The organism is Enterococcus sp. DIV0008 (assembly GCF_050542615.1).
In the GTDB taxonomy this organism is placed as follows: Bacteria; Bacillota; Bacilli; order Lactobacillales; family Enterococcaceae; genus Enterococcus_D; species Enterococcus_D innesii.
The window spans coordinates 1537501-1559169 of record NZ_CP172937.1; the positions used below are offsets into that span (position 1 = coordinate 1537501).

Here is a 21669-nt window from a genome sequence, read left to right on the forward strand (position 1 = left end):
ACATTTAACTTCTGAGCGAAAAGCATTAGAAGCCAAACGTAGAGAATGGGAAAGATATTCAAATAATAATGAAGAGGTTTTTGCTGAAAAAGAACGCCTACAGCAGCAATATCAAACATTGCGCTTAAAGAAAGCGATCGTAGAAAAAGAATTTCGTCAAATTGATACTTTTTTTGGTTCTTTTGATGAATTTACGACAAAAATAATGGCTTTCTTAGCTCACTATACGGGAAAGGAGCTGACTGATATTGACGAAAGAAACGCAGACAAATCCTGATGAATCACAGCTGCTGGAGCAGGAACCGACGCTAGAGATTCAAACAGAAGGCGCTAATGAAGTTGAGGTAAACGTACCAACAAATGCGACGGACTTAGTGAATGACGGTCCTTTAGTAGAAGATAGTAGAAATGTAGCGGATGATTCGTTTGATTCAGCGGAAGAAGAATCTGACTACGAAGATGATTATTACGCTGTAAAAGCGCAAGATCACCAACGAATCGAATCGCTTATTGAGCAAGCCGAAAACGAACTAGCTGATTTAAAATTGCGAAAATCAATCATGGAAGCTGATTTTTCTGGATTGCTTGCTCATTACCGTCAGTTGATTTTAACAGATCAAGATATTTCGGTGATCGCCAAAAAGACATTGCTTGAATACTATGCCTATGAATTCTTGAAACCATTAAAAACGATTCATTTAACTGCTACCGATAACTATGATACATGGAAGACAAAGCATTTCAATGTCCGTTTTCGTTTAACAGAAACAAAGGAGCTCGAGTTTAGTTTTAAACTAAATCCAGTCAATTCTACGTATCAATCCAGTTATTTGCCATTGTTGACTATCAATTCAAACTCCCAGTCGGTGGTTGTCAATGATGAACAGATTTTGCATTTAATCAGTCAATGGCATGCGGAGAATATTTTCTCGGTCAATCAGCTTTCGCTTTTTAATTATGATGTCAACTTGGTATTGGCGCATTTAAAAGAATTAGGCTTTACGGTTTCACCAAGCTTGATCGACAATACCCAAACCTTAGCTGTCGATATGGAAACAGATTTTCCTGTTGCAGCAGAAGTTCTCGATCAAATTTTTATTATCACGATGGAGAATCAGCAATATGATTTTATCACAGAAAACAAAGGCGAAATTCTTATTTTACTTGATAAAAATCAACGATTGACGATCCATTTGTATACAGAGTCCACTTTACTAACGATTGACTCAGATCAATGGAAGCGATCCTTATTAGATTTCTTCACAAGCTATCCGTTTTTAGTTCCACTTGTGGTAAAAGGTGAAGAATAAATGTTCTAAATTGGTTAAGAGTGCTAGAATGGTTTTTATAACTATTCAGCACTTTTTTTGGAAGGAGCAGTATGATGAAAAATAAAGCACTAGGTTTTTATGAAGGACGATCTTTAGATGATCTAGAAGTATTTACTGAAAAGGAAATTCCTATACCGATTTGCCAAACACATGATTTACTGGTGGAAGTACAAGCAGTTTCGGTCAATCCAATCGATACGAAACGTCGGCAAATGACTGTTTTAAGTGAAGATTTCCAGATCCAAGGGTATGATGCCGTTGGGATCGTTAAAGAAATCGGCTCAGCAGTTAGTGGCTTTGCCGTTGGTGATCGGGTATTCTATGCCGGAACCACACAACGACCTGGTGCGAATCAAAGGTTTCAAGCTGTTGATTCTCGAATCGCAGCAAAGGCACCAGCCGGCTTTTCTGACGGTGATCTTGCAGCTTTACCATTAACGAGTTTAACCGCATGGGAATTGCTATTTGAAAAATTTGGATATATTCCTGAAGAAAACGCCAATCAAGGATCGATTTTGTTGATCAATGCCAGCGGCGGTGTGGGTTCGATCGCTGCACAATTAGCAAAATGGGCAGGTTTAACCGTTTATGGCACTGCTAGTCCTAGAAACAACGAGTGGCTAAAAAACAATCAAGTGGATCATGTTCTTAATCACCGTTTACCTTTAGCCGAACAAATAAACAAACCTTTTTCAGCCATTGCCATTTTTTATGATGCCTCCACCTATTTGCCACAATTAACGAAAGCAATCGTCCCATTTGGTAAAGTCGGAATGATCGTCAATACGAAAGAAGCGCTCGATTTAAACCCATTTAAAAACCTTAGCATCGATTTTTATTGGGAGTACATGTTTGCCAAAACAGATGCTCAACTGATGTTTGAAACCCAAGGAGCGATCTTAAAACGAATCGCTTCGCTGTTAGTTAATGGCAAAATTCACACCACTGCGGTCCAAACGATTGATGGAGGAATCACGATCGAAAACTTAAAACTCGGTACCGAAGCGGTTGAGCGGGGAAATAAAGGCAAGACTGTGATTACAGGGGGCGTCTTATAGATGGAAGAAGAGGAAGCAATCCTGTTTTGGGATGAGTTTGCTCAAGATTATGCACAAATCCAGCAGGAGTCTTCATTGCAGATTGCGAAAGAGGTAGTTGCTTACTTATTGGAGCAGCAAGTGTTCCCGATATCTATTTTTGTTGACTTTGCTGCTGGTGCGGGTCGCTATATCCCCGCATTTTATCCTTATGTAAATGAGTATTATGCGATTGATTTTTCAAAGGAAATGCTTAGAATAATTGAAGAAACGATTGATGATCCACAGAATAAACTACACCTGATCCAACAGAGCCAAAGCGACTTTTTAACGACGGACCAGCACTGGCCCTGTATTTTCATGGCCATGAATCCAGCACTAAGAGACAAAAAGACATTGCTGCAGTTGCGAAAGAAAACCGATCAATTGATTATTCTTAGAACAATCGCTGAAGTCGAAAATGTGTTTCAGCCCTTTGAAGAAGACCCCGTAGCTGAAAAAGAGTTACAGCTTAATACCTACTACAAGAAGTGGTTATCAGAAGAGGCAATTGAATGGCGGAGCTGCCAGTTTGAGTATATGGTGAAAGAAGAGATCGATCGGGATCTCTTTCATCTTTATTTTGAGGATGAGTATTCATTGGAACAGCGGAAACAAATGGTTCAACGTATCTTTGGTGAATCGCTGACTGTTGAAAGCCATACGAAAATAACCTTTGAACTTCTTTTATCTCGATAGTAATCCCTCAAAGAGATCAAAAAAAAACGAGATTCTGACATAAGAGCGAAAAACAGAAACAGTAGTTATGCCTCTTTTGACTACTGGCTGCAAATGTCCTTATGCTGGAATCTCGTTTTGCATCGCTTTTGTTATAAGAAAAGATAGACAGTCGTTCCTAAGATCAGTAAGAAAAGAAGATTGACGATTAAGAACCATTTTTGAAATGCTTTGGCTTCTTTGGCTCGAGCTTGTTTCAGTAACTTATAGCCAATCAAATTGGCTAGTGAAGCAATCAATGTACCCAATCCGCCGACATTGACCCCTAAAAGAACGGCTTTTTCCAAGTCGGTGAAGGGAGCGATCAAAATCGCTGCTGGAACGTTAGAGATTCCTTGAGAGAGTAAAATACTGCCTAAAAAAGCTCGATGTGTTTCTTGAAAATACGGTCGAATGCGATTGGTGATCCACGTTTGGTCTTGAATATTGCCAACGATCAAGAAGAAGCAAATGAAGGTAAGCAATAAACGATAATCAACTTTGGAAAATAACCGTTTATTGCTGAACCAAACCACGGCTACGACGATAAGAACGGCTATGGAGATGGGTAGAACACTAAAAATACCCAAAATCATGATAACAAACAAGCCTGCATGGCGCATCGCTGTTTTTTTTTCATAGGCGTCTTCTTGAATAGTGATTTCTAGAGGCGATTTTGAAATAAGCTGAACCGAAACAAGCAGTAATAGTAAGGAAAACCCCACGAAAGTACCGGTTGTCCACATGAACTGTCCTAGTGAGATGTGATAATAAGAAAATAAAAATAAGTTTTGCGGGTTTCCAAAGGGAAAAAGGCTACTTCCTAAATTGGCTGCTACGATTAAATAGACGGCGCCTAATATGACACTAGTTCGCTGTTGTTCTTGTCTCGTTAAAAGCAGATAGATGGGCAATAAGGTTAAAATAGCTACATCGTTCGTTAAGAACATCGAACTAAAAAAGCTTAGAAGAACGACTGCACGAATCAAATCCCGCAAACTGCGGCTCTTTTCCACCAATTTTTGCCCAAATACCCGTAATAAGCCAGCTTCTTCCAACCCATTGATCACTAGCATTAATCCAAACAGCGACAAGATCACTTTGAAGTCAATAAACGACCAACGGAAGGTGCCAAAACAACAAGCAATGAGTGCTAGTAGCAGGGAAATCGAAAATAATCGATCGGCTCGAAAAAATGCTAACATTCGTTTTCCCATAGTTCACCACCTTTCTTCTCAAGAATTTTACCATTCCCGCGCTTTAGGAACAATAAATAACGCTTTATCCGTCTAATTCAAAGTCATTCAGGCAAATTTTATAGTTGACAAATGAGTCATTAATTGGGAAATTAGTATGTGAAAGGTGAAGGAGGTTCAAAAATGAATGTTATGCAGCTGCTTGAAAAAAATCAGCAGGTTCATTTTCAAATTTTAGCTGTTTTTTTTCAGAATGGCTCAGAGATCTCTTATAAGAAACTTGCAAAAACATTATCCATTTCCGCCCCCACTTTGCAAAAAGAGCTTCAAAATCTTCATCAGAATTTAGTCGCTTTCCATGAGGATGCGACATTGACTTATTTAGAAAATGATCAAGTACAGTTAACACTTCCGCTTGATTTCTCACTAAAAAAATTCTTTTATTCGTATCTGTCAGAGGCGATCGATTTTCAGATTTTGTCTTATTTGTTTTTTCATCGAGATGAGTCAACGACGAAAATGATGTTAGAACTCATGTTGAGTGAAGCATCTTTGTTTCGTCGATTCAAAGCCATCAATCAATTATTGAAAGAGTTCGATATCCAATTAAAAAATAAAAAATTAATTGGGGATGAAAAGCAAATTCGTTTTTTCTATTATCAATTTTTTTCACAAAGTTATCCCAATGAAGAATTGATTACCCGCTTGAATGCTCCAGCCATCAATAATTTGATTCGAGTTATTGAAAAACAGTTACAGACAACGTTTAGTCAAGCTGAGCGTTGGAAAGTTGGGTTATGGCTAGGCATTATGGAAGCTCGTTTTGATTATCGTGGCTCACAGCAGCATGAAGCCTCGTATCACCTATTAAAGTCTCTAGAAAATGAAGCCATGTTCCAGATTCTGCGGAATATCTTAGGACGCTACCTCAGTCGTTTTGCGGTTTCCTGGAGCGATTATGAAACGGTTTATTTCTATTTGTTTTTACTAGCAGAAGGCTTGATTGGTCCTTCAGAGGAGGGATTAAGCCAGAAGTCACTTTTCTTCCGAGAAATCGAAGCATTAAATGAAGAGTTGTTGCAGGCGATCGGTGATAGTGAAAGAAAGTCCGCAGAAACTTCAGTGGAGTTGGGTGTCTTCTTAACCAGCGTAACGATCCAAGCGCTATACATTCATGGCGGCATTATTGCTTTTGCTGAATTTCAGCCGCAAAGTGTTGCGAATGAAAGCTTGATTGTAGTGGCACAACAAGCAATCGAACAGTTGGAGAAAAACGTAAACCAGTCTTTTTCTCTTGAGAAAAAGCAGCATTTAACCAATGAATTGCTTTTGATCCGTCAATGGATTCAAGTAAAACAGGAAAAAGCATTTACCGTAGGCATTTTGTTGACTCAATCACGATTACGCAGTGGCTTTTTGCGGCGTTTTTTGATCAAAGAATTGGCTGGCTATCCGAATATTCACTTCGATGGGACGAAGGAGAAGGACTATGATTTATTGATTGTTGATCATTCTGAGATCTCGGAAGGCTATCGTTATAAGAAGCGATTGATTTTAACAGGTGGTGCAACCCCATTTGAAGAAGAGCGACTTCATCAAATCGTGGATGAAATACGCAATGAGAACCTTGAAAGTGAGTTGGAAAAGATATGAGAATAGTGATTATTGGAGGCTCTCATGCAGGAATTGCTGCTGCCCGTCATTTAAAAAAAGTTGACCCCAAAGTCGATGTGATTATTATAGAAAAATCAGGTGTCCTTGGTTACGTTGCCAGCAGCTTGAATTTAGTTTTAGAAGGATATATCTCGCGTCTGGAAGACTCACGGACCACAACTGCTAGCGAGCTTCTTTCAGAAGGAATCAATGTGATGCTGAACAGTGAAGTCATAAACATTTTTCCGCAAGAAAAACTGGTTCAATTTGTGACGTCAACGGAATCATATCGACAAGAAGATGAAGTGAGTTATGATGGCTTAATTTTAGCGATGGGATCGAGTACTTTCCGCTCGGAGTTCGCCTCAGATGTTGAAGCACATATAACGACCTACAAAACGATTGGTCAATCAAAGCAAGCACTAGAAAAAATCGAAAAGGCGCAAACCGTGGCGATCGTCGGCGCTGGCCTGATTGGGTTTGAATTGGCGGAATCGTTAAGTGGACAGCAAAAAGCGATTCACTTAATCGATCGAATGGATACGCTGTTGTTCCGTTATTTTGATCATGAAGTTGCAGAAATTTTGATGGAACGTTTTCCAGAGAACTTACAAATTTATCTTAACAGCAACGTTGCCCATACGATCAAAGACGAGAAGGGCGAATATCAAGGAATTGAGCTTTCAAATGGAACCCAGATTCAAGCTGATGTAGTCGTTTATGCTGTAAATCCGCGACCGAATGTCGCCTTAGTAGAAGACTTTTTAAAACTAAATCTCGATGGCACGGTATTTACAAATGAATACTTGCAAACGTCTGATCCATCCATCTATGCGATCGGCGATCTCGTCTCGATTCCTTTCAATCATTCGGATAGCTCTTTGTATATCCCTTTAGTGACTAATGCTTATCGGACGGGGATCGTAGCTGCTACCAATGTATTGGCTAATGAGCAGGGAACGACGAAAATTCCTTTTCCCAAAATGCAGCGCACGGTTGTTAGTAAATTGTTTGGCTATTTTGTCAGCAGTTCAGGTATCAATGAGACTGAGGCACCGTATTACGGCTTTGAAGTAGATTCAGTGACGCAGACATTTCATTCTCGGACATTTTTCGCGACAGATGAGGATTTTGAAGTAACCTTAAAACTGATTTTTGATCAGCAAACGAAAATAATCATGGGAGGGCAAATCATCACGAGTGATCGTGGAAGTTTAGAGATCATCAACACGATTTCAACGTTAATCAATAGCAAAACGTCCTTGCACCAATTAGCAACAATGGATTACTTTTTTAATCCTACCATTTCTTTTCCGTTGCATTTTTTGAATCAATTGGCCCTGGATGGCTTGTTAAAGTAAAGTATGTAACCTTGGTAAACCTACGATCATCGTAGGTTTATTTTTTTTGCACGTAACGATAATCAAGGAAGACTATCGCTTTCCATCAGTGACTGGTTTCGGTAATTAAAAATCAGGTGGGCTGCTGTTGGAGGTCGATGTCAACTACTATCATGATTTTTTTTGATGAAGAATCTCGAAACGAAAACGATAAAGCTTGTTCGATGACTGAACTGCTTTTGCTTATAGATTTTTATTGATAGACGATGATTGTTTAGGTGGAGGGGACACACGTCATTTGCTTTTAACTGATAAAATACATCATCTTGGGTAAGTGGTGATTTTACATGGTTTTCAATAGATGAAAACAAGTGCAAATCTAAGTGATCTGTTATTGAATGATACTCAGAAAGTGAATGTATCATTCGTAAGTATTTTTATAATCCAAAGGATAAAATAGACATCCTTGAGATAAGAATACGCTTATCGGCAGGTTTATAAGAGAAAAACATCACATAATTTCCTTTCCTCGCATACTCATTTTCCAAAAATTGCGATGGGAAAGGGATTTTTTAAAAAAACTTCTTGTGATTTTAAGTGAAATACGTTACCCTATTAAAGAGAGTGAGAATCATTCTCAATAACGAGGGGGCGGGGCATGTTGAAAAAAATCGGATTACTGCTGATCTTTATTCTTCTAGTGGGTTGCTCTTTGTTGGCAGGTACCCATGAATTGTCTTTAACAGGTTTACAGCAGGGTGATCCGAATCATTGGCTTGTTTTGGTAAAAGTTAGACTTCCACGGACGATCAGTTTGATCATTGCAGGTGGGATCATTAGTATCTGTGGAAAAATCATGCAGCACATGATGCAAAATAAATTTGTGGCCTCTGAGTCGATTGGGCTGACGGATAGCGCTCGCTTAGGAATTTTGCTGGTTATGCTCTTTCTGCCAAATGCCTCAAATTTGATTCGTACGACTGCAGCATTTGTGTTTGCTTATGCAGGGGTGTTGTTCTTTTTATTTTTAAGCCAATTTCTACCAAAGAAAGATCCAATGATGCTGCCTTTAACAGGGGTGATGTTCGGTAATATCATCGGTGCTATTAGTAGCTTCTTAGCCTATCGTTTCCAATTGGTTCAAAACGTTTCTTCTTGGCTACAAGGAAATTTTGCCACCATTATGGTTGGACAGTATGAACTTTTGTATTTGACGATTCCGGTTTTCGGTTTGCTGTATTTCTTAGCTTATGAGATCACGATCGCCGGTTTAGGTGAAAGTGCGGCTAAGAGTCTGGGGATCAATTACTTGTTCCTGCGTTTTGCTGTATTTGCTCTGGTGGCGTTTGCCAGCAGTGTCGTTTTACTGACCGTTGGACAAATCCCTTTTTTAGGGATCGTTATCCCAAATATGATCGGCATGGTCTTCGGGGATCATTTGAAAAATAATCTGGTCTTGATCAGCTTTGCCGGAAGCGCGTTCTTGTTATTGTGTGATGTATTGGCGAGAGTCGTCATCGCGCCGTATGAAATGCCGGTCAGTGTTGTCGCCGGCGTACTGGGTGGGTGCTGTTTCTTGATTTTGCTTCTGGGGAGGAAATTTCGATGAAGAAAAAACTCTTTCTCTTGTTGTTTCTAATCCTTTGTGCATGTATGGCCTATCTAACCTATAACACCTATGGTAACTGGTCCTTTGCCTTTGCATTACGAGGGCGTCGTATCATGGCTTTTGCTTTAGTTGCCATTGCAATCTCCTTTAGTACAATCACGCTACAGACACTGACGAGCAATCGCTATCTAACCCCTGGGATTTTAGGCTTAGATCAATTGTATGTCCTTGTTCAAACCCTTTGTTTCTTTTTTATCGGTGGGATTCAGATGTTAAGCCAAGAAACAGCAGCGATGTTTTTGTTCTCTGTCGGTTTAACTGCCGTTCTAGGAAGTTTCTTGATTGGCTTTTTCTATCAAAAAGCAGTCGCCGGACTATTTTTGTTATTGATGGCAGGTATGGTCTGTGGCACGATGTTCGGTAGTCTCAGCACCTTTTTACAAGTATTGATGGATCCAAATGAATATGATTTGCTGCAAGGCCGCTTATTCGCCAGTTTTGGCAATATAAACACCCAACATCTTTTGATTGCTGCCGCGATCATTTTGGTAGGGAGTATCTGTCTGGTTCTGCTGATTCCAGAATTAAATTTGCTCCATTTAGGAAGCGGACAGGCCAAAAGTTTAGGCGTTTCTGTTCAATGGCTTCATAGAGGTGTTTTATTTTTGATTGCTTTACTGACAGGCACTGCCACTGCTTTAGTTGGTCCAGCAGTTTTTCTAGGATTTGTGGTGGCAACGATCACCTATCAGCTTTTCCCAACTTATCGTCACGGTTGGCTCTTTGCCGGTGGTAGTTTGATTGGTTTTCTCCTGTTGGTAGGAGGTCAATTCCTAGTGGAACAGGTCTTTCAATGGCAAACGACCATCGGCACCGTGATCCAATTATTAGGTGGTATCTTTTTTATAAGCAAATTGCTGCTGGAAAGGAAAAAATCATGATCGAAACCAAAAATGTATCCAAGAATTATGCAAAAACACAAGTTTTGACGAAATGTTCCTTAGCGTTGCCGGAGCAGAAAATGATTGCTTTCATTGGGCCCAATGGTGCCGGAAAAAGTACCTTGCTTTCTTTAGTCAGTCGGATGTTGGATCAGCGCACCGGTGATATTTATCTGGATGGAACGGAGATTCGTCAATGGAAATCCAAAGAGCTAGCAAAAAAAATGGCTTTTTTGCAGCAAAGCAATCGCTATGCTGTCAATCTGACCGTAAGAGAACTAGTGGCATTTGGTCGTTATCCATATAACCGGGGACGACAATCGGCAGCAGATGATGTGATCATTGATGATTCTTTGTCTAAGTTATCTCTCACCGAATATGCTGGTCAATCGATCCATGAACTTTCAGGTGGGCAACTGCAAAGAGTTTACTTGGCGATGATCTTAGCCCAAGATACCGATTATTTATTATTGGACGAACCGTTAAACAATCTAGATTTGAAACATGCCAACCAGCTGATGAAATTATTGACTACATTGGTGGAAGAGTATCAGAAAACCGTTGTGATCGTTTTGCACGACATTAATTTTGCAGCACGATATGCCGATCACATCGTCGCTATGAAAGATGGTCAGATTTTTAAAGCAGCTGGCACAGAGGCAGTGATTCGAGAAGAGGTATTAGAAGCACTATATGAGATTCCAATCAAACTGGTACAAGTGGATGGGCGGCAATTTTGCTACACCTTCCAATAAAATTTTGTTTCTAAGGAGGAAAAAATGAAAAAAATAGTAGTAAGTTTTATGAGTATTTTCGTACTAGCGGGGTTGACCGCTTGCGGATCAAATAATACAGGGACAACAGATTCAACGGGGACAGCCCAAACCCAAGTAGAAGAAAGTGCACAAACGCCGACAGAAGTCGAGATTACGGACAGCAATGGGACTGTCACTGTTCCTTATGCGCCGGAAAAAGTTGTTGTCTTTGACAACAGTGCATTAGACACAATGGATGCCCTTGGTCTTGGAGACCGAGTCGTTGCTGCAGCAACCAGCAATCTGCCAGATTATTTATCAGCGTATGCAGATGTTGAATCAGCAGGGGGAATCAAAGAACCGGATCTAGAGAAAATCAATCAATTACAGCCGGATCTAATCATTATTTCAGGTCGGCAACGTGATTTTCAAGAAGAATTATCTGCCATTGCGCCAACCGTTTTCTTAAGCGTCGACAATAGTAATACGTGGGGATCGATCGAAGCTAATATTACGGCTATCGGACAAATCTTCGGTGTGGAAGAAGAAGCGAAAGAACAGCTGAATTCGTTGCAAACACAGATCAACACCTTGAAAGAGCAAGCACAAAGCGCTGACGAAAAAGCTTTGGTAGTTATGGTGAATGAAGGCAATCTTTCCGCTTTCGGTCCAGGATCTCGTTACAGTATCCTATATGATACGTTTGGTTTTCCGGCAGTTGATGAAGAGCTAGAGGCGTCAACTCATGGACAAAGTATTTCTTATGAGTACTTGCTTGAAAAAAATCCTGACGTCATCTTCGTGATTGATCGGACAAAAGCGATCGGTGGTAATGAAAGCGAAAGTGAATTTGTTGCAAACGAAATCGTACAAGAAACAAATGCTGGGCAAAACGATCAAGTGATTGAATTGGATGCTGCAGTTTGGTATTTAGCTGGTTCCGGATTGGAGTCGATCCAATTAATGATGGATGATGTCAAACCAGCCGTTGAATAAGTATGTGAGAACAAGAATCAAGTAACAAGGGGCACGCGTATCAGTTTACTGAGAATGCGTGTCTTTTTTTCATTTTCTAGGACCTACGACTGATTTTTGAGAACTTTACCAGCTTTACTTTACCTGTCGTAGTAATTGTTTTATAATTAGTACGACAGATGAAGTAATTTAGGAGGCGATTGCGTGATCTCGAGTGACGGAATTCGCGGCTATAACGACGCAATCATTTTATCCATTCTTTCAAAAGAAGATTCTTATGGATATGAAATATCCAAGCGTATTCGCGAAGGAACGGATGCCGTATATGTGATCAAAGAAACGACGTTGTATTCCGCTTTTACTCGGCTAGAAAAACAAGGATTGATTCGTTCCTATCCTGGAGAAGTGACGCATGGCAAAAAGCGGACGTATTACCAGATAACTGCAGACGGAAAAGCGAGCCTTACACAGAAACGATTGGAGTGGCAACAGACAAAGATCGTCGTTGACCAGTTCTTACAAGGAGGAGAAAAATGAAAACCATTCATGACTATTTAGACAGCTTATTTTTATCAGTACCCATCACACCGGAAACGAAGAGGGCAAAAGAAGACCTCTTAGCCATTATGGAAGACCACTACTTGGAATTAATCCATCAAGGGAAAAGTGAACACGAAGCCATCGGTGCGGTGATCAGTGAGTTTGGTTCGGTGGATGAATTGCTGCAAGAATTAAATGTTTCTAAAGAAGAACCAATTGATGATTGGTCCGATGCTATCACAGAAGATGATGCATTTGATTATTGGGGAACTGTGCGCCACTTTGCTTTCTCGTTGTCTTTGGGAATCGGCTTTTGTATCGCAGCTTTTGCAGCTTTGATGCTTTTTGTTAGTTTCTATGCGGAATTATTTGGTGTAATGGTGATGATCCTTTTTATCGCCATCGGGGTTGGTTTTATCATCTCTAGCAGTTTGCACTTTTCCGGTGCTCGTAAACAGTTGGATGATCGTCCGATCAAAAGGGATGCTAAACGAGAAGCCGCTCAGCAACTCGCAAATTATGAAAAAAGTTTTCGAATTGGTCTCGTTTTAGGAATTGGCGCCTGCATTTTTTCGATTGCGCCTGTACTGTTAAGTGAGCTGATTTATTACTCTGTCGAATTCGGTATAGCGCTATTTTTCTTGACGGTTGCAGTAGGTGTGTTCTTTATTATTTATGTAAGTATTATTCGGGCAGGGTTTGCGAAATTGGCTTCGGAAACGTATTTTATTCGCGACGAAGATCATCCTGGTGATCGAGCAACACGTCATAAATATGGCGAATCCGCTGGTAGAGTTACCTTTTTTCGAACAGTCTATTGGCCAGTGATTTTGGTCGTTTACATGCTTTGGTCCTTCATGTTTCATGCATGGGCTTACTCTTGGGTCATTTTTGTTATCGGTGGGGTCTTAGAGGACTACTTTATTGGTCAGACAAAAGCCAAAAAATAAGAGACGTTTCAACCGAGAGTGCTTTCTTTACTTTTAAAAAAAGGAAGACTATAATACGCCTTGTAACTGAATTAAGTAAAAAAGAACGGCGAGAAGTGAGATGTTCTCATTGCTTTTTTAAAAGTTCAGAATACAAGAAAAGAGGCAATGGATATGTTAGAAATTCATTATCTGAAAAATGGCAGCAAAGAAGTAACAACAGTTGAATCCCCGGAGCGCTTTCTTGCGAGCCAATACTTGGAAGTCCCACCTTTTCAAGACCATTACCCAGTCGAAGAAGTTTTTCTAGACGGCAAGCGGATCACGTTGAGGGAGCGAACGATCGGTGGATTGTTCAATTATTTCAATACTAAATAAAAAAATTGTCTTTTTCTATGACTTACTTTACTTTGTGAGGAATCATAGGAAGAGGCAATCTTTTTTTGTTTAATTGAGAATAGGAGATGTAATTGAGAATCTAACAGGTAGGAACTTTGCTTAGATATGATTAACCAAACTTATTACTATACTCCATTTGCTTTGAATAGAAAATAAATATGCTCATTTCTGAGGAGGATAACATTTTTTTTGACTATTTCTGAATATACTATTGCTTTTTATAGTTAGATATACTAATAATTAATAGAGATTATTCTCAAATAATTATTCTAATTGGAGGAAATGATATGTCATTAATTGGAAAAGAGATTGGTTCATTCGAAGCGAAAGCTTACCACAATGGAAAATTTATCGATGTTTCATCAGAAGATTTTAAAGGAAAATGGAACGTTGTTTGTTTTTATCCTGCAGATTTCTCATTTGTTTGTCCGACAGAACTTGAAGATTTGCAAGACCAATATGCATCATTAAAAGAATTAGGCGCAGAAGTTTATTCTGTATCAACGGATACCCACTACACACATAAAGCGTGGCATGATCATTCTGATGCCATCAATAAAATCGAATATATCATGATTGCAGATCCTTCTCATGTGATCTCAGAAATCTTTGATGTCTTAGACGAAGCATCAGGTTTGTCTCAACGTGGTACATTTATCATCGATCCAGATGGTGTGGTACAAACGGTTGAAATCAATGCGGATGGTATCGGTCGTGATGCTAGTGGCTTGATTGATAAAATCCGTGCAGCACAATATGTTCGTACTCATCCAGGTGAAGTATGTCCTGCAAAATGGAAAGAAGGCGAAGAAACATTAACGCCAAGCTTAGACCTTGTAGGCAAGATTTAGGAGGCTCTCATGGCATTAGATAAGGCAATCAAAGACCAACTGACCCAGTATTTAGCGATGCTGGAATCAGAGGTTGTTTTTGCAGCAAGTTTAGGTGAGGATGATTCTTCCACAAAAGTACGTGAATTCTTAGAAGAAATCGCAGAAATGTCGCCAAAAATCACGATTCAAGCTGTAGCAAGTAAACGAACACCAAGCTTTTCGATCAATCGTCCCGGTGAAGAAAGCGGCATCGCTTTTGCTGGTTTACCGTTAGGACATGAGTTCACTTCATTTATTTTAGCATTGCTTCAAGTAAGCGGTCGTCCGCCGAAAATTGATGAAGCACTACAAAAGCGCATCAAAGCGATCGATAAGCCATTACATTTTGAAACCTATGTCAGTTTGACCTGCCATAACTGTCCGGATGTTGTTCAAGCGTTAAACATTATGGCAGTGCTAAATCCTTCCATCAGTCACACCATGATTGAAGGTGGGATGTTCAAAGAAGAAATTGACAAGAAAAAAATTATGGCTGTGCCAACAGTCTTTCTAGATGGCGAAGAATTTGCAAGCGGCCGTCAAACGATCGAACAATTATTGGAAAAAGCAGCTGGTCCAACGAGTAAAGATGACTTTGCTGAAAAAGAGCTTTTCGATGTTTTGGTCGTCGGTGGCGGACCTGCAGGTGGAAGTGCAGCGATTTATGCGGCGCGTAAAGGTATCAATACCGGGATGGTCGTAGAAACGATGGGTGGCCAAGTGATGGAAACCCTTGGTATCGAAAACATGATCGGTACTCCTTATACCGAAGGACCAAAATTAATGCGTCAGGTAGAAGAGCACATCAACGAATACAAAGTCGATGTCATGAAAGGGCAGCGTGCCAAGGATATTCGTCGCAATGATGTCATCGAAGTTGAATTAGAAAATGGCGCAGTATTAAAAACCAAAACGGCTATTTTAGCAACCGGTGCTCGCTGGCGCAACATCAATGTTCCGGGAGAAAAAGAATTCAAAAATAAAGGTGTTGCCTATTGTCCACATTGTGACGGCCCGTTATTTGCTGGGAAAGAGGTTGCTGTCATTGGCGGCGGAAACTCTGGGATCGAAGCAGCGATCGATTTAGCTGGCATGGCAAAACATGTCTACGTTCTTGAATTTTTACCAGAACTAAAAGCGGACCTTGTGCTACAAAACCGTTTGAACACGTTAGAAAATGTGACTGTTATTACGAATGCCGCAACGAAGGAAATTGCTGGATCCGATCATGTCGAACAATTGACCTACGTTGATCGCGAAACGAATGGCGAATTCACATTAGCTGTGGAGGGTGTCTTCATTTTGATTGGCTTAATGCCGAATACTGAATGGTTAAAAGACCGCATCGTTTTAAACGAGCGTAATGAGATCGTGGTAGACAAACATGGCGCAACCAACATTGAAGGCGTCTTTGCAGCGGGAGATTGTACCGATAGTGTATACAAACAGATCATCACTTCAATGGGTTCAGGTGCTACTGCTGCGTTAGGTGCGTTTGATCATCTGATTCGCTCGTAAGCAGTCAACAGCTACTCATATATGATTTAAATCAGAAACGTCTCAGGAACTTCTAGGAGCTCCTGAACGTTTTTTTGTGGATGAGGGAATTTTAAGGCTGTTGACAGCAGGACAGTTTCTATATTACAATGAAAAAAACTCGTTCAAAAAAGAAAGAGGTATATTGATGAGTGTCGTAGGTATCTAACCAGCCAATTAAAACAAATAAGCAAAAACAGACTGTTTATTTGTTGTGCCTGTAGATACCGATAAAAATCGTTATTGATGAATCAGGTGATGGGAGACTGTCGCTTTTTTTGTACACTTTTTTGGACGGGGATATTATCGGGATCCTCAGGCACAAGAAAGGATCACACATGAATATACCAAAAGCAACTGAATTTGAACAAATCAAAGAACAAGTAAGTAAAAAAATAATCAGCGATTACGGCAAAGCGCGCTTTGCGAATGAAAAACCAGCAGCTACGATCCACTCTGCACAAAAACGAGTGACAGAGACCACTGAAGCGATGGCGCTATTAGCCGCCGGTCGTCAAGTGCCTTTTATGGGGCTGCAGCATGTCTTACACCATACGGAGAAAATTGAAAAAGGGTTTGTTTTAGAACCACAGGAGCTTATCGAATATGGAGACTTTTTACGGTCTTTTCGAATCATCCGTCAATTGTTCGAAAAGAATCAATCGATCGCCCCAAAATTGCATCAATATGCGCAAGGTTTAGAAGACTTTTCTGAAATCGCCGAAATGATTTTCCAAAAGATTCGCAATGGTCAGGTTGATAGTAATGCCAGCCGAGAATTGCGGAAAATTCGCGGTACGATCGAAAAATATGAAGCTGATCTGAAAAAAGTTTTTGCAAAGTTTTTTAAAGAAAGTCGTTATTTACAAGAAAATCGTGTCATCAAAAAGAATGATCGATACACGTTACCCGTGCGCGCTGAATTCCAACAGCAATTTAAAGGAACGATCATCGAACGTTCCAATAAGCGTGCGACTGTCTTTATTGAACCGGAAGCAGCTGCCCGTCTGAATGATCGATTGATCTTGGCACAGGCGGAAGAAACGGCCGCTCAATACCAAGTTTTATCAGAATTGACCGGGGCGATCGCCGAACAAATGAATGCAGTATTTGCCTGTCTTGATATTTTAGTGGTACTAGATATTATTTTTGCTCGCGGAAAGTATTGTCGGGAAATCAATGGGCAACCGATAGCGATCACTGAAGAAGAAGTTTTGCTTCTTGATCAAGTCCGGCATCCTTTACTGGGCACTGATGCTGTTCCTCTATCTTTAAAACTAGGAGAAGAGAACCGATGTATGGTCATCACAGGGCCGAATGCTGGTGGTAAAACGGTTGTCTTAAAAACCGTCGGACTCGTTTGTGCGATGGCACATTACGGCTTATTTCCAGCGCATAATGGCAACAGCAGTGTACCGTTTTTAAAAAGTCTTTGGATGGATATTGGGGATCAGCAAAGTCTAGAAAATTCTTTAAGTACCTTTTCTGGACACATGTCGAATATTGCACAGATCATGACGAATGCCGGCCGGAACAGTATCGTTTTGTTGGATGAAATTGGCAGCGGGACTGAACCAAATGAAGGGGCGGCTTTAGCAATCGCCATTATGGAATCGATCTATCGTTCAGGGGCATTAATGATCGCCACGACTCATTATGGTGAAATCAAGCAATTTGCCCTTGACCATCAAGACTTTGAAACGGCAGCGATGGCGTTTGATGCCAAAACACTGACGCCCAAATACCGCTTGTTGACCAATGCGGTCGGTGAAAGTAATGCGTTTTGGATCGCCGAAAAAATGGCGATTCCAGCTGAGGTCGTACAAACGGCTAAGGAGTATTTAAAGGATAAATCCTATTCTTTTGAAAAGCAGCCTTTTGTGTCGACCAGAAAACGAACCGATCCGCAGGAAGTAAAGCCTGAGCACATTTTCCAAAAGGGAGACCAAGTCTTTTCAGCAGAACATGAAAAACGGGGACTCTTTTATGAATATTTAGAACAGGGGCAAGCGAAAATTTCGATTGAGAAACAATTTTTCGTTGTTGCTGCTCGACGATTGCAACTTCTCACAAAACGAGAAGCACTCTATCCAGACGGCTATGATCTAGATCAATTATTTTTCGATTTTGCTCAACGTAAATTTACCCGAGATATTGAACGTGGGTCTAAAAAAGCGCAAAAGCAGTTAAGAAAAGCAGCACAAGAGCGTCAAGCCAAACGATCATTTGATTGATCGGCACGGATATATTTATTCAGACAGTGCAAATCAAGAAAGCAGTTCTTTTTCAATCTTTAGAAAAAGAACTGTCTTTTTTTTGGAATGACCGTTTTTTAATAACGTATATTATTGAAGGGGATCCGGTGTTGATTGAATGATTTTCATTGTTTTTTCTTTAAAGGTCGGAAAATATTCGAAATATCTAATTTCTTTAAGAAAAGTTAAAGAAAAATAAAAATAACAAAGAATAGGTTGTATCTTTATTCGAGGAAGGGTACCATTCATATTGGATTGAAAAATAACATATAACCTTGTTAGGTGAGGCTCCTATACAAACATAAGCTATTGCGCAGAAACGTCGAAAGACGCCAATGTGTAGAACAGGAATTGTCGGATTAAGGCTTTTCATAAAATAGCTAAGAAAGGAAAGAACTTTCTTTACGTTGTATAGTGCTAAAACTCGGACGATGAGATTGCTGCGAAAGTCTGACGTCCTAAGAGAAGTGAGACTTTTTTGCTTTTCTTTTGATGGATGAATCAGCTCAAAAGGCAAAATAACTGGTACCGTCTGAACACCTACTCCAAGGCAAGAGGAGTGGAAGCAATGATAGAAAAAAAGAAGATCGATTGGCTGCTGATCATAGCTTATTTGCTATTGAGCCTTATCGGTCTTTTAATGATTTATAGTGCAAGTTCTTACCGTTTGTTAACGAGGGATCAGCCACCAGCGAGTTTATTCTTGCGTCAGCTTGTTTTTCTACTACTTAGCTGGGTGCTCCTTTTCATTATTCAAAGAACACGTCGAGAGATACTGCTTAGTAAGTACTTAGCGATCGGTTTGCTGGCATTTGGGATCTTTACATTGCTCTTAGCACGTGTGCCTTTTTTCGGCGTCTCTGTTAATGGTGCCCAACGCTGGGTCTCAATCGTAGGGATTCAATTTCAACCTTCAGAAATCGTGAATGTCGGTATGGTTTTGTATCTGGCTCATTACTTTCAAACAGCAAAAACCACCCTGCAGGAAATGAAGCGTCCCCTTTTGGTTTTGTTTTTGTGCTGTGTGTTGATCTTGATTCAACCAAAAGTAGCTGGGGTAATGATTTTACTTTTTTTAGCATTTGTCATGATTACTACGGTACAAGTGCCCGTGAAACTAACAGCTCTTTTATTTGGTGGCTTATTGATCAGTCTGTTCTTGATTGCCATGCTGATTATTTTTTTAGGAAACAATGATTTACTGCCCCACATGTTTATGCACGTTTATAACCGCATACGGTTAGTGGGGGATCCATTTTCCGATCCGTATAATCAGGGGTTTCAAATGATCCATTCCTACTACGCTTTGTTTAATGGTGGTCTTACTGGTCTTGGCTTAGGAAACAGCATCACTAAAAAAGGCTTTTTACCAGTAGCAGAAACAGATTTTATTTTCTCAGTTTTAGTAGAAGAACTAGGCTTGATTTTTGGTATTTTTGTTATCGGCTTATTATTCGTGATCATCTTGCGTTTATTTATGCGATCTGCTGCAATTGAAAACCCTCAAATAGGCTTGATTTTATTAGGGACGAGTACGTTGCTTTTGTTGCAAACAAGTATTAATATTGCCAGTATTTTAGGTTTGATGCCGATGACGGGGGTGCCGCTACCATTCATTAGTTATGGTGGTTCTAGTTACTTTATTCTTTCATTTGCCTTTAGTTTATGCCTGAAACTAGAACGAGAGGAGGGCATCCTTAATGAAGTTCCTCAAACGTCATGAGGCAAACTATGCTTTACTGCTGCCGGTTTTCCTGCTGTTTTTGTTAAGTATCTGGGTACAACATCAAGCATCTGTGATGGATGGCAATGATCCTTCAAGGATTGTTTTGCGGCAGATCCTCTTTTGTATTCTTTCGGCGATTGCTCTTTTTGTGACGAGTTTGATTCCTACGAATTTACTCCTCCGCTTTTCTGGTCTTTTGTACTTACTATCCCTTAGTTTGATGGCTTCTCTTCATTGGTTTTATGATCAAACGATGTTCGAACAAACGAACACCAAACGGTGGATCAGATTTGGTGCGTTCACGATTCAGCCTTCCGAGTTTATGAAAGTGGCCTTTATGCTCTTTATGGTCTATCTCACCTTAGTTTATGAAAAACGAAAAGCCGAACGAACGATCAAATCCGATTTGATCTATGTCACTAAGATCCTGCTATACAGCTTACCCACGTTTTTATTGATGTTTATGCAGCGGGACTTTGGAACGAGCTTGGTGTTTATCGTGATGTTAGGTGCCTTATTCATCATTTCTGGTGTTCATTGGAAAATACTGACTGTCGTGATCGGGTTGATTGCCGCTCTTGGTGCTATTTTGTTGCTGCTCGTATTCACGGAATGGGGCAATCGTGTGTTGTTTCGACTGCACTTCTCACAATACCAATTGGATCGTGTGAGAGCTTGGGCAGATCCTTTCGCTTATCAAGATTCCATCGCTTTTCAACAAGTCCGCAGTATGTGGGCGATCGGTTCCGGAGGCTTATTGGGAGCGCCAGCTACCCATACAACGGTGTATGTTCCGGTTCGTGAGTCAGATATGATCTTTACAGTCATTGGAGAAACGTATGGTTTTTTAGGAAGTACTTTAGTCATCTTCCTTTATTTTTATCTGATCTATCAAATCATTTTTGCTGCTTTAAAAACAAATAACAAAGCATCGGTCTATATTGCGATCACTTATGTGTTTGGTTTAGTTTTTCAAATTTTTGAAAACATCGGAGCGGCGATCGGTTTGCTGCCTTTAACCGGCATTCCTTTACCATTCTTAAGTCAAGGAGGCACCTCACTGATTGCGATCAGCATTGCTATGGGAATTATCTTTGGGTTAGATAAATTTCCGGCAAAAGCCAAAAATAGGTCGTATACATTAAAAGAAAGTAGGAGCTTAACATGAGTAAAACAGCAAAAAAAGGAGTGATAGGTGGAGTACTCTGCAGCTGTTTTGCATGGCTGTTTTTCCTCGTTGCATTAGAACCACACTGGTTCCAAAGCATCGACAACCTGTTTTCCCAATTGCCTCAAGGGCGGACACCTGCTGTGGAATCGATTTTTCTTCCGCTTGCCAGTACGGCCACGATCATTCCCATAGCGGCCATTCATTTTCTGTTAGCAAGTATTTTATTTATGCGCAAGCAGTATTTAGAAAGTTTATGGTTGATGGCGAACATGATTGTGATCAGTGGGGTCGGTCAAGTGATCAAGAAAGTAGTTGATCGCCCGAGACCGGATTTTGCTGACAGCATGGAGCGGGCATCAGCAAGTTTTCCAAGTGGACATACATTATTAGCGACCACTTTGATTATTTCTCTCCTCTTTTTCTTAGGGCAAACAGTTCCCGCTAAAAGAGGCAAGCGTCACTTTATCCAAAACCTGGCACTATTTCTTGGAATGATCTATTTGTTGCTGATCATGATGAGTCGGTTGCTATTCGGGGTTCATTATCCCAGTGACTTGCTAGCAAGTATTTTATTGGCAAGTGGGATCAGTTATATCACCTATGCTTTCGTCTTTTCAATCAAAAAACGTGTACTTAGGGGGAAATAAA

General features: G+C 40.3%; 20 protein-coding genes and 1 riboswitch (1 of these 21 only partly in view). Of the genes, 19 read left to right on the forward strand and 1 reads right to left on the reverse strand.

Annotated elements, in window-relative coordinates:
• From IGI84_RS07350 to IGI84_RS07365, 4 genes are all read left to right on the forward strand, one after another.
• Nucleotides 1–277: the end of a hypothetical protein gene (locus IGI84_RS07350; RefSeq protein ID WP_081118738.1), read on the forward strand. 635 nt of this gene lie to the left of the window's left edge; 277 of the gene's 912 nt are visible here — the last part of the coding sequence; the start codon falls outside the window, past its left edge; the stop codon is at nt 275–277.
• On the forward strand, nt 249–1310 hold the full coding sequence (locus IGI84_RS07355) for a hypothetical protein (RefSeq protein ID WP_200124381.1): 1062 nt from the start codon (nt 249–251) through the stop codon (nt 1308–1310). Before IGI84_RS07350 ends, IGI84_RS07355 begins: the two co-directional genes overlap by 29 nt.
• Before the next feature lie 71 nt (nt 1311–1381).
• Complete coding sequence (locus tag IGI84_RS07360) at nt 1382–2389, forward strand: zinc-binding alcohol dehydrogenase family protein (protein WP_200124383.1); 1008 nt, start codon at nt 1382–1384, stop codon at nt 2387–2389.
• Entirely contained in the window at nt 2390–3106 is a 717-nt protein-coding gene (locus IGI84_RS07365) for a class I SAM-dependent methyltransferase (RefSeq protein WP_096742643.1), read from the forward strand.
• Nucleotides 3107–3237: 131 nt separating this feature from the next.
• On the opposite strand, the gene IGI84_RS07370 is transcribed toward IGI84_RS07365, so the two are convergent.
• A complete protein-coding gene (locus tag IGI84_RS07370) occupies nt 3238–4341 on the reverse strand; it encodes an SLC13 family permease (RefSeq protein ID WP_200124385.1) in 1104 nt (367 codons plus the stop codon).
• 162 nt (nt 4342–4503) lie between these two features.
• Between IGI84_RS07370 and IGI84_RS07375 the strand changes: the two genes are divergently transcribed.
• From IGI84_RS07375 to IGI84_RS07445, 15 genes are all read left to right on the forward strand, one after another.
• Nucleotides 4504–5973 carry a helix-turn-helix domain-containing protein gene (locus IGI84_RS07375; RefSeq protein WP_170920147.1) on the forward strand — a complete coding sequence of 490 codons (1470 nt, stop codon included), beginning with the start codon at nt 4504–4506 and terminating at the stop codon, nt 5971–5973.
• A complete protein-coding gene (locus IGI84_RS07380) occupies nt 5970–7334 on the forward strand; it encodes an FAD-dependent oxidoreductase (RefSeq protein WP_081118732.1) in 1365 nt (454 codons plus the stop codon). Before IGI84_RS07375 ends, IGI84_RS07380 begins: the two co-directional genes overlap by 4 nt.
• 637 nt (nt 7335–7971) lie before the next feature.
• Nucleotides 7972–8922, forward strand: coding sequence for an ABC transporter permease (locus IGI84_RS07385; protein WP_077453473.1), 951 nt, complete (start codon nt 7972–7974; stop codon nt 8920–8922).
• Nucleotides 8919–9863 (forward strand): iron chelate uptake ABC transporter family permease subunit, encoded by a 945-nt coding sequence (locus IGI84_RS07390; protein WP_140965567.1) that lies wholly within the window; start codon nt 8919–8921, stop codon nt 9861–9863. The genes IGI84_RS07385 and IGI84_RS07390 overlap by 4 nt, the downstream gene beginning before the upstream one ends.
• On the forward strand, nt 9860–10618 hold the full coding sequence (locus IGI84_RS07395; RefSeq protein WP_081118730.1) for an ABC transporter ATP-binding protein: 759 nt from the start codon (nt 9860–9862) through the stop codon (nt 10616–10618). Before IGI84_RS07390 ends, IGI84_RS07395 begins: the two co-directional genes overlap by 4 nt.
• Nucleotides 10619–10642: 24 nt before the next feature.
• Entirely contained in the window at nt 10643–11614 is a 972-nt protein-coding gene (locus IGI84_RS07400) for a siderophore ABC transporter substrate-binding protein (RefSeq protein WP_077453471.1), read from the forward strand.
• A 183-nt stretch (nt 11615–11797) separates the two neighbouring features.
• Nucleotides 11798–12130 (forward strand): PadR family transcriptional regulator, encoded by a 333-nt coding sequence (locus tag IGI84_RS07405; protein WP_077453470.1) that lies wholly within the window; start codon nt 11798–11800, stop codon nt 12128–12130.
• Nucleotides 12127–13083 carry a permease prefix domain 1-containing protein gene (locus IGI84_RS07410; protein ID WP_077453469.1) on the forward strand — a complete coding sequence of 319 codons (957 nt, stop codon included), beginning with the start codon at nt 12127–12129 and terminating at the stop codon, nt 13081–13083. The genes IGI84_RS07405 and IGI84_RS07410 overlap by 4 nt, the downstream gene beginning before the upstream one ends.
• Before the next feature lie 153 nt (nt 13084–13236).
• Nucleotides 13237–13440, forward strand: a complete 204-nt coding sequence (locus tag IGI84_RS07415; protein ID WP_034871989.1) for a hypothetical protein — start codon at nt 13237–13239, stop codon at nt 13438–13440.
• Nucleotides 13441–13748: 308 nt separating this feature from the next.
• Nucleotides 13749–14312, forward strand: a complete 564-nt coding sequence (gene ahpC, locus IGI84_RS07420) for an alkyl hydroperoxide reductase subunit C (RefSeq protein WP_005226227.1) — start codon at nt 13749–13751, stop codon at nt 14310–14312.
• A 9-nt stretch (nt 14313–14321) separates the two neighbouring features.
• Entirely contained in the window at nt 14322–15851 is a 1530-nt protein-coding gene (ahpF, locus tag IGI84_RS07425; RefSeq protein WP_077453467.1) for an alkyl hydroperoxide reductase subunit F, read from the forward strand.
• A 356-nt stretch (nt 15852–16207) separates the two neighbouring features.
• On the forward strand, nt 16208–18103 hold the full coding sequence (locus tag IGI84_RS07430) for an endonuclease MutS2 (protein WP_200124389.1): 1896 nt from the start codon (nt 16208–16210) through the stop codon (nt 18101–18103).
• Between the two features lie 288 nt (nt 18104–18391).
• Nucleotides 18392–18567, forward strand: a riboswitch (M-box (ykoK) riboswitch).
• Nucleotides 18568–18692: 125 nt separating this feature from the next.
• Nucleotides 18693–19847: an FtsW/RodA/SpoVE family cell cycle protein gene (locus tag IGI84_RS07435; RefSeq protein WP_170920146.1), complete on the forward strand. Its 1155-nt coding sequence runs from the start codon at nt 18693–18695 to the stop codon at nt 19845–19847.
• On the forward strand, nt 19825–21018 hold the full coding sequence (locus IGI84_RS07440; protein ID WP_200124391.1) for an FtsW/RodA/SpoVE family cell cycle protein: 1194 nt from the start codon (nt 19825–19827) through the stop codon (nt 21016–21018). The genes IGI84_RS07435 and IGI84_RS07440 overlap by 23 nt, the downstream gene beginning before the upstream one ends.
• Nucleotides 21015–21668 (forward strand): phosphatase PAP2 family protein, encoded by a 654-nt coding sequence (locus IGI84_RS07445; RefSeq protein WP_077453464.1) that lies wholly within the window; start codon nt 21015–21017, stop codon nt 21666–21668. Before IGI84_RS07440 ends, IGI84_RS07445 begins: the two co-directional genes overlap by 4 nt.
• The last annotated feature ends 1 nt before the right edge of the window (nt 21669 follow it).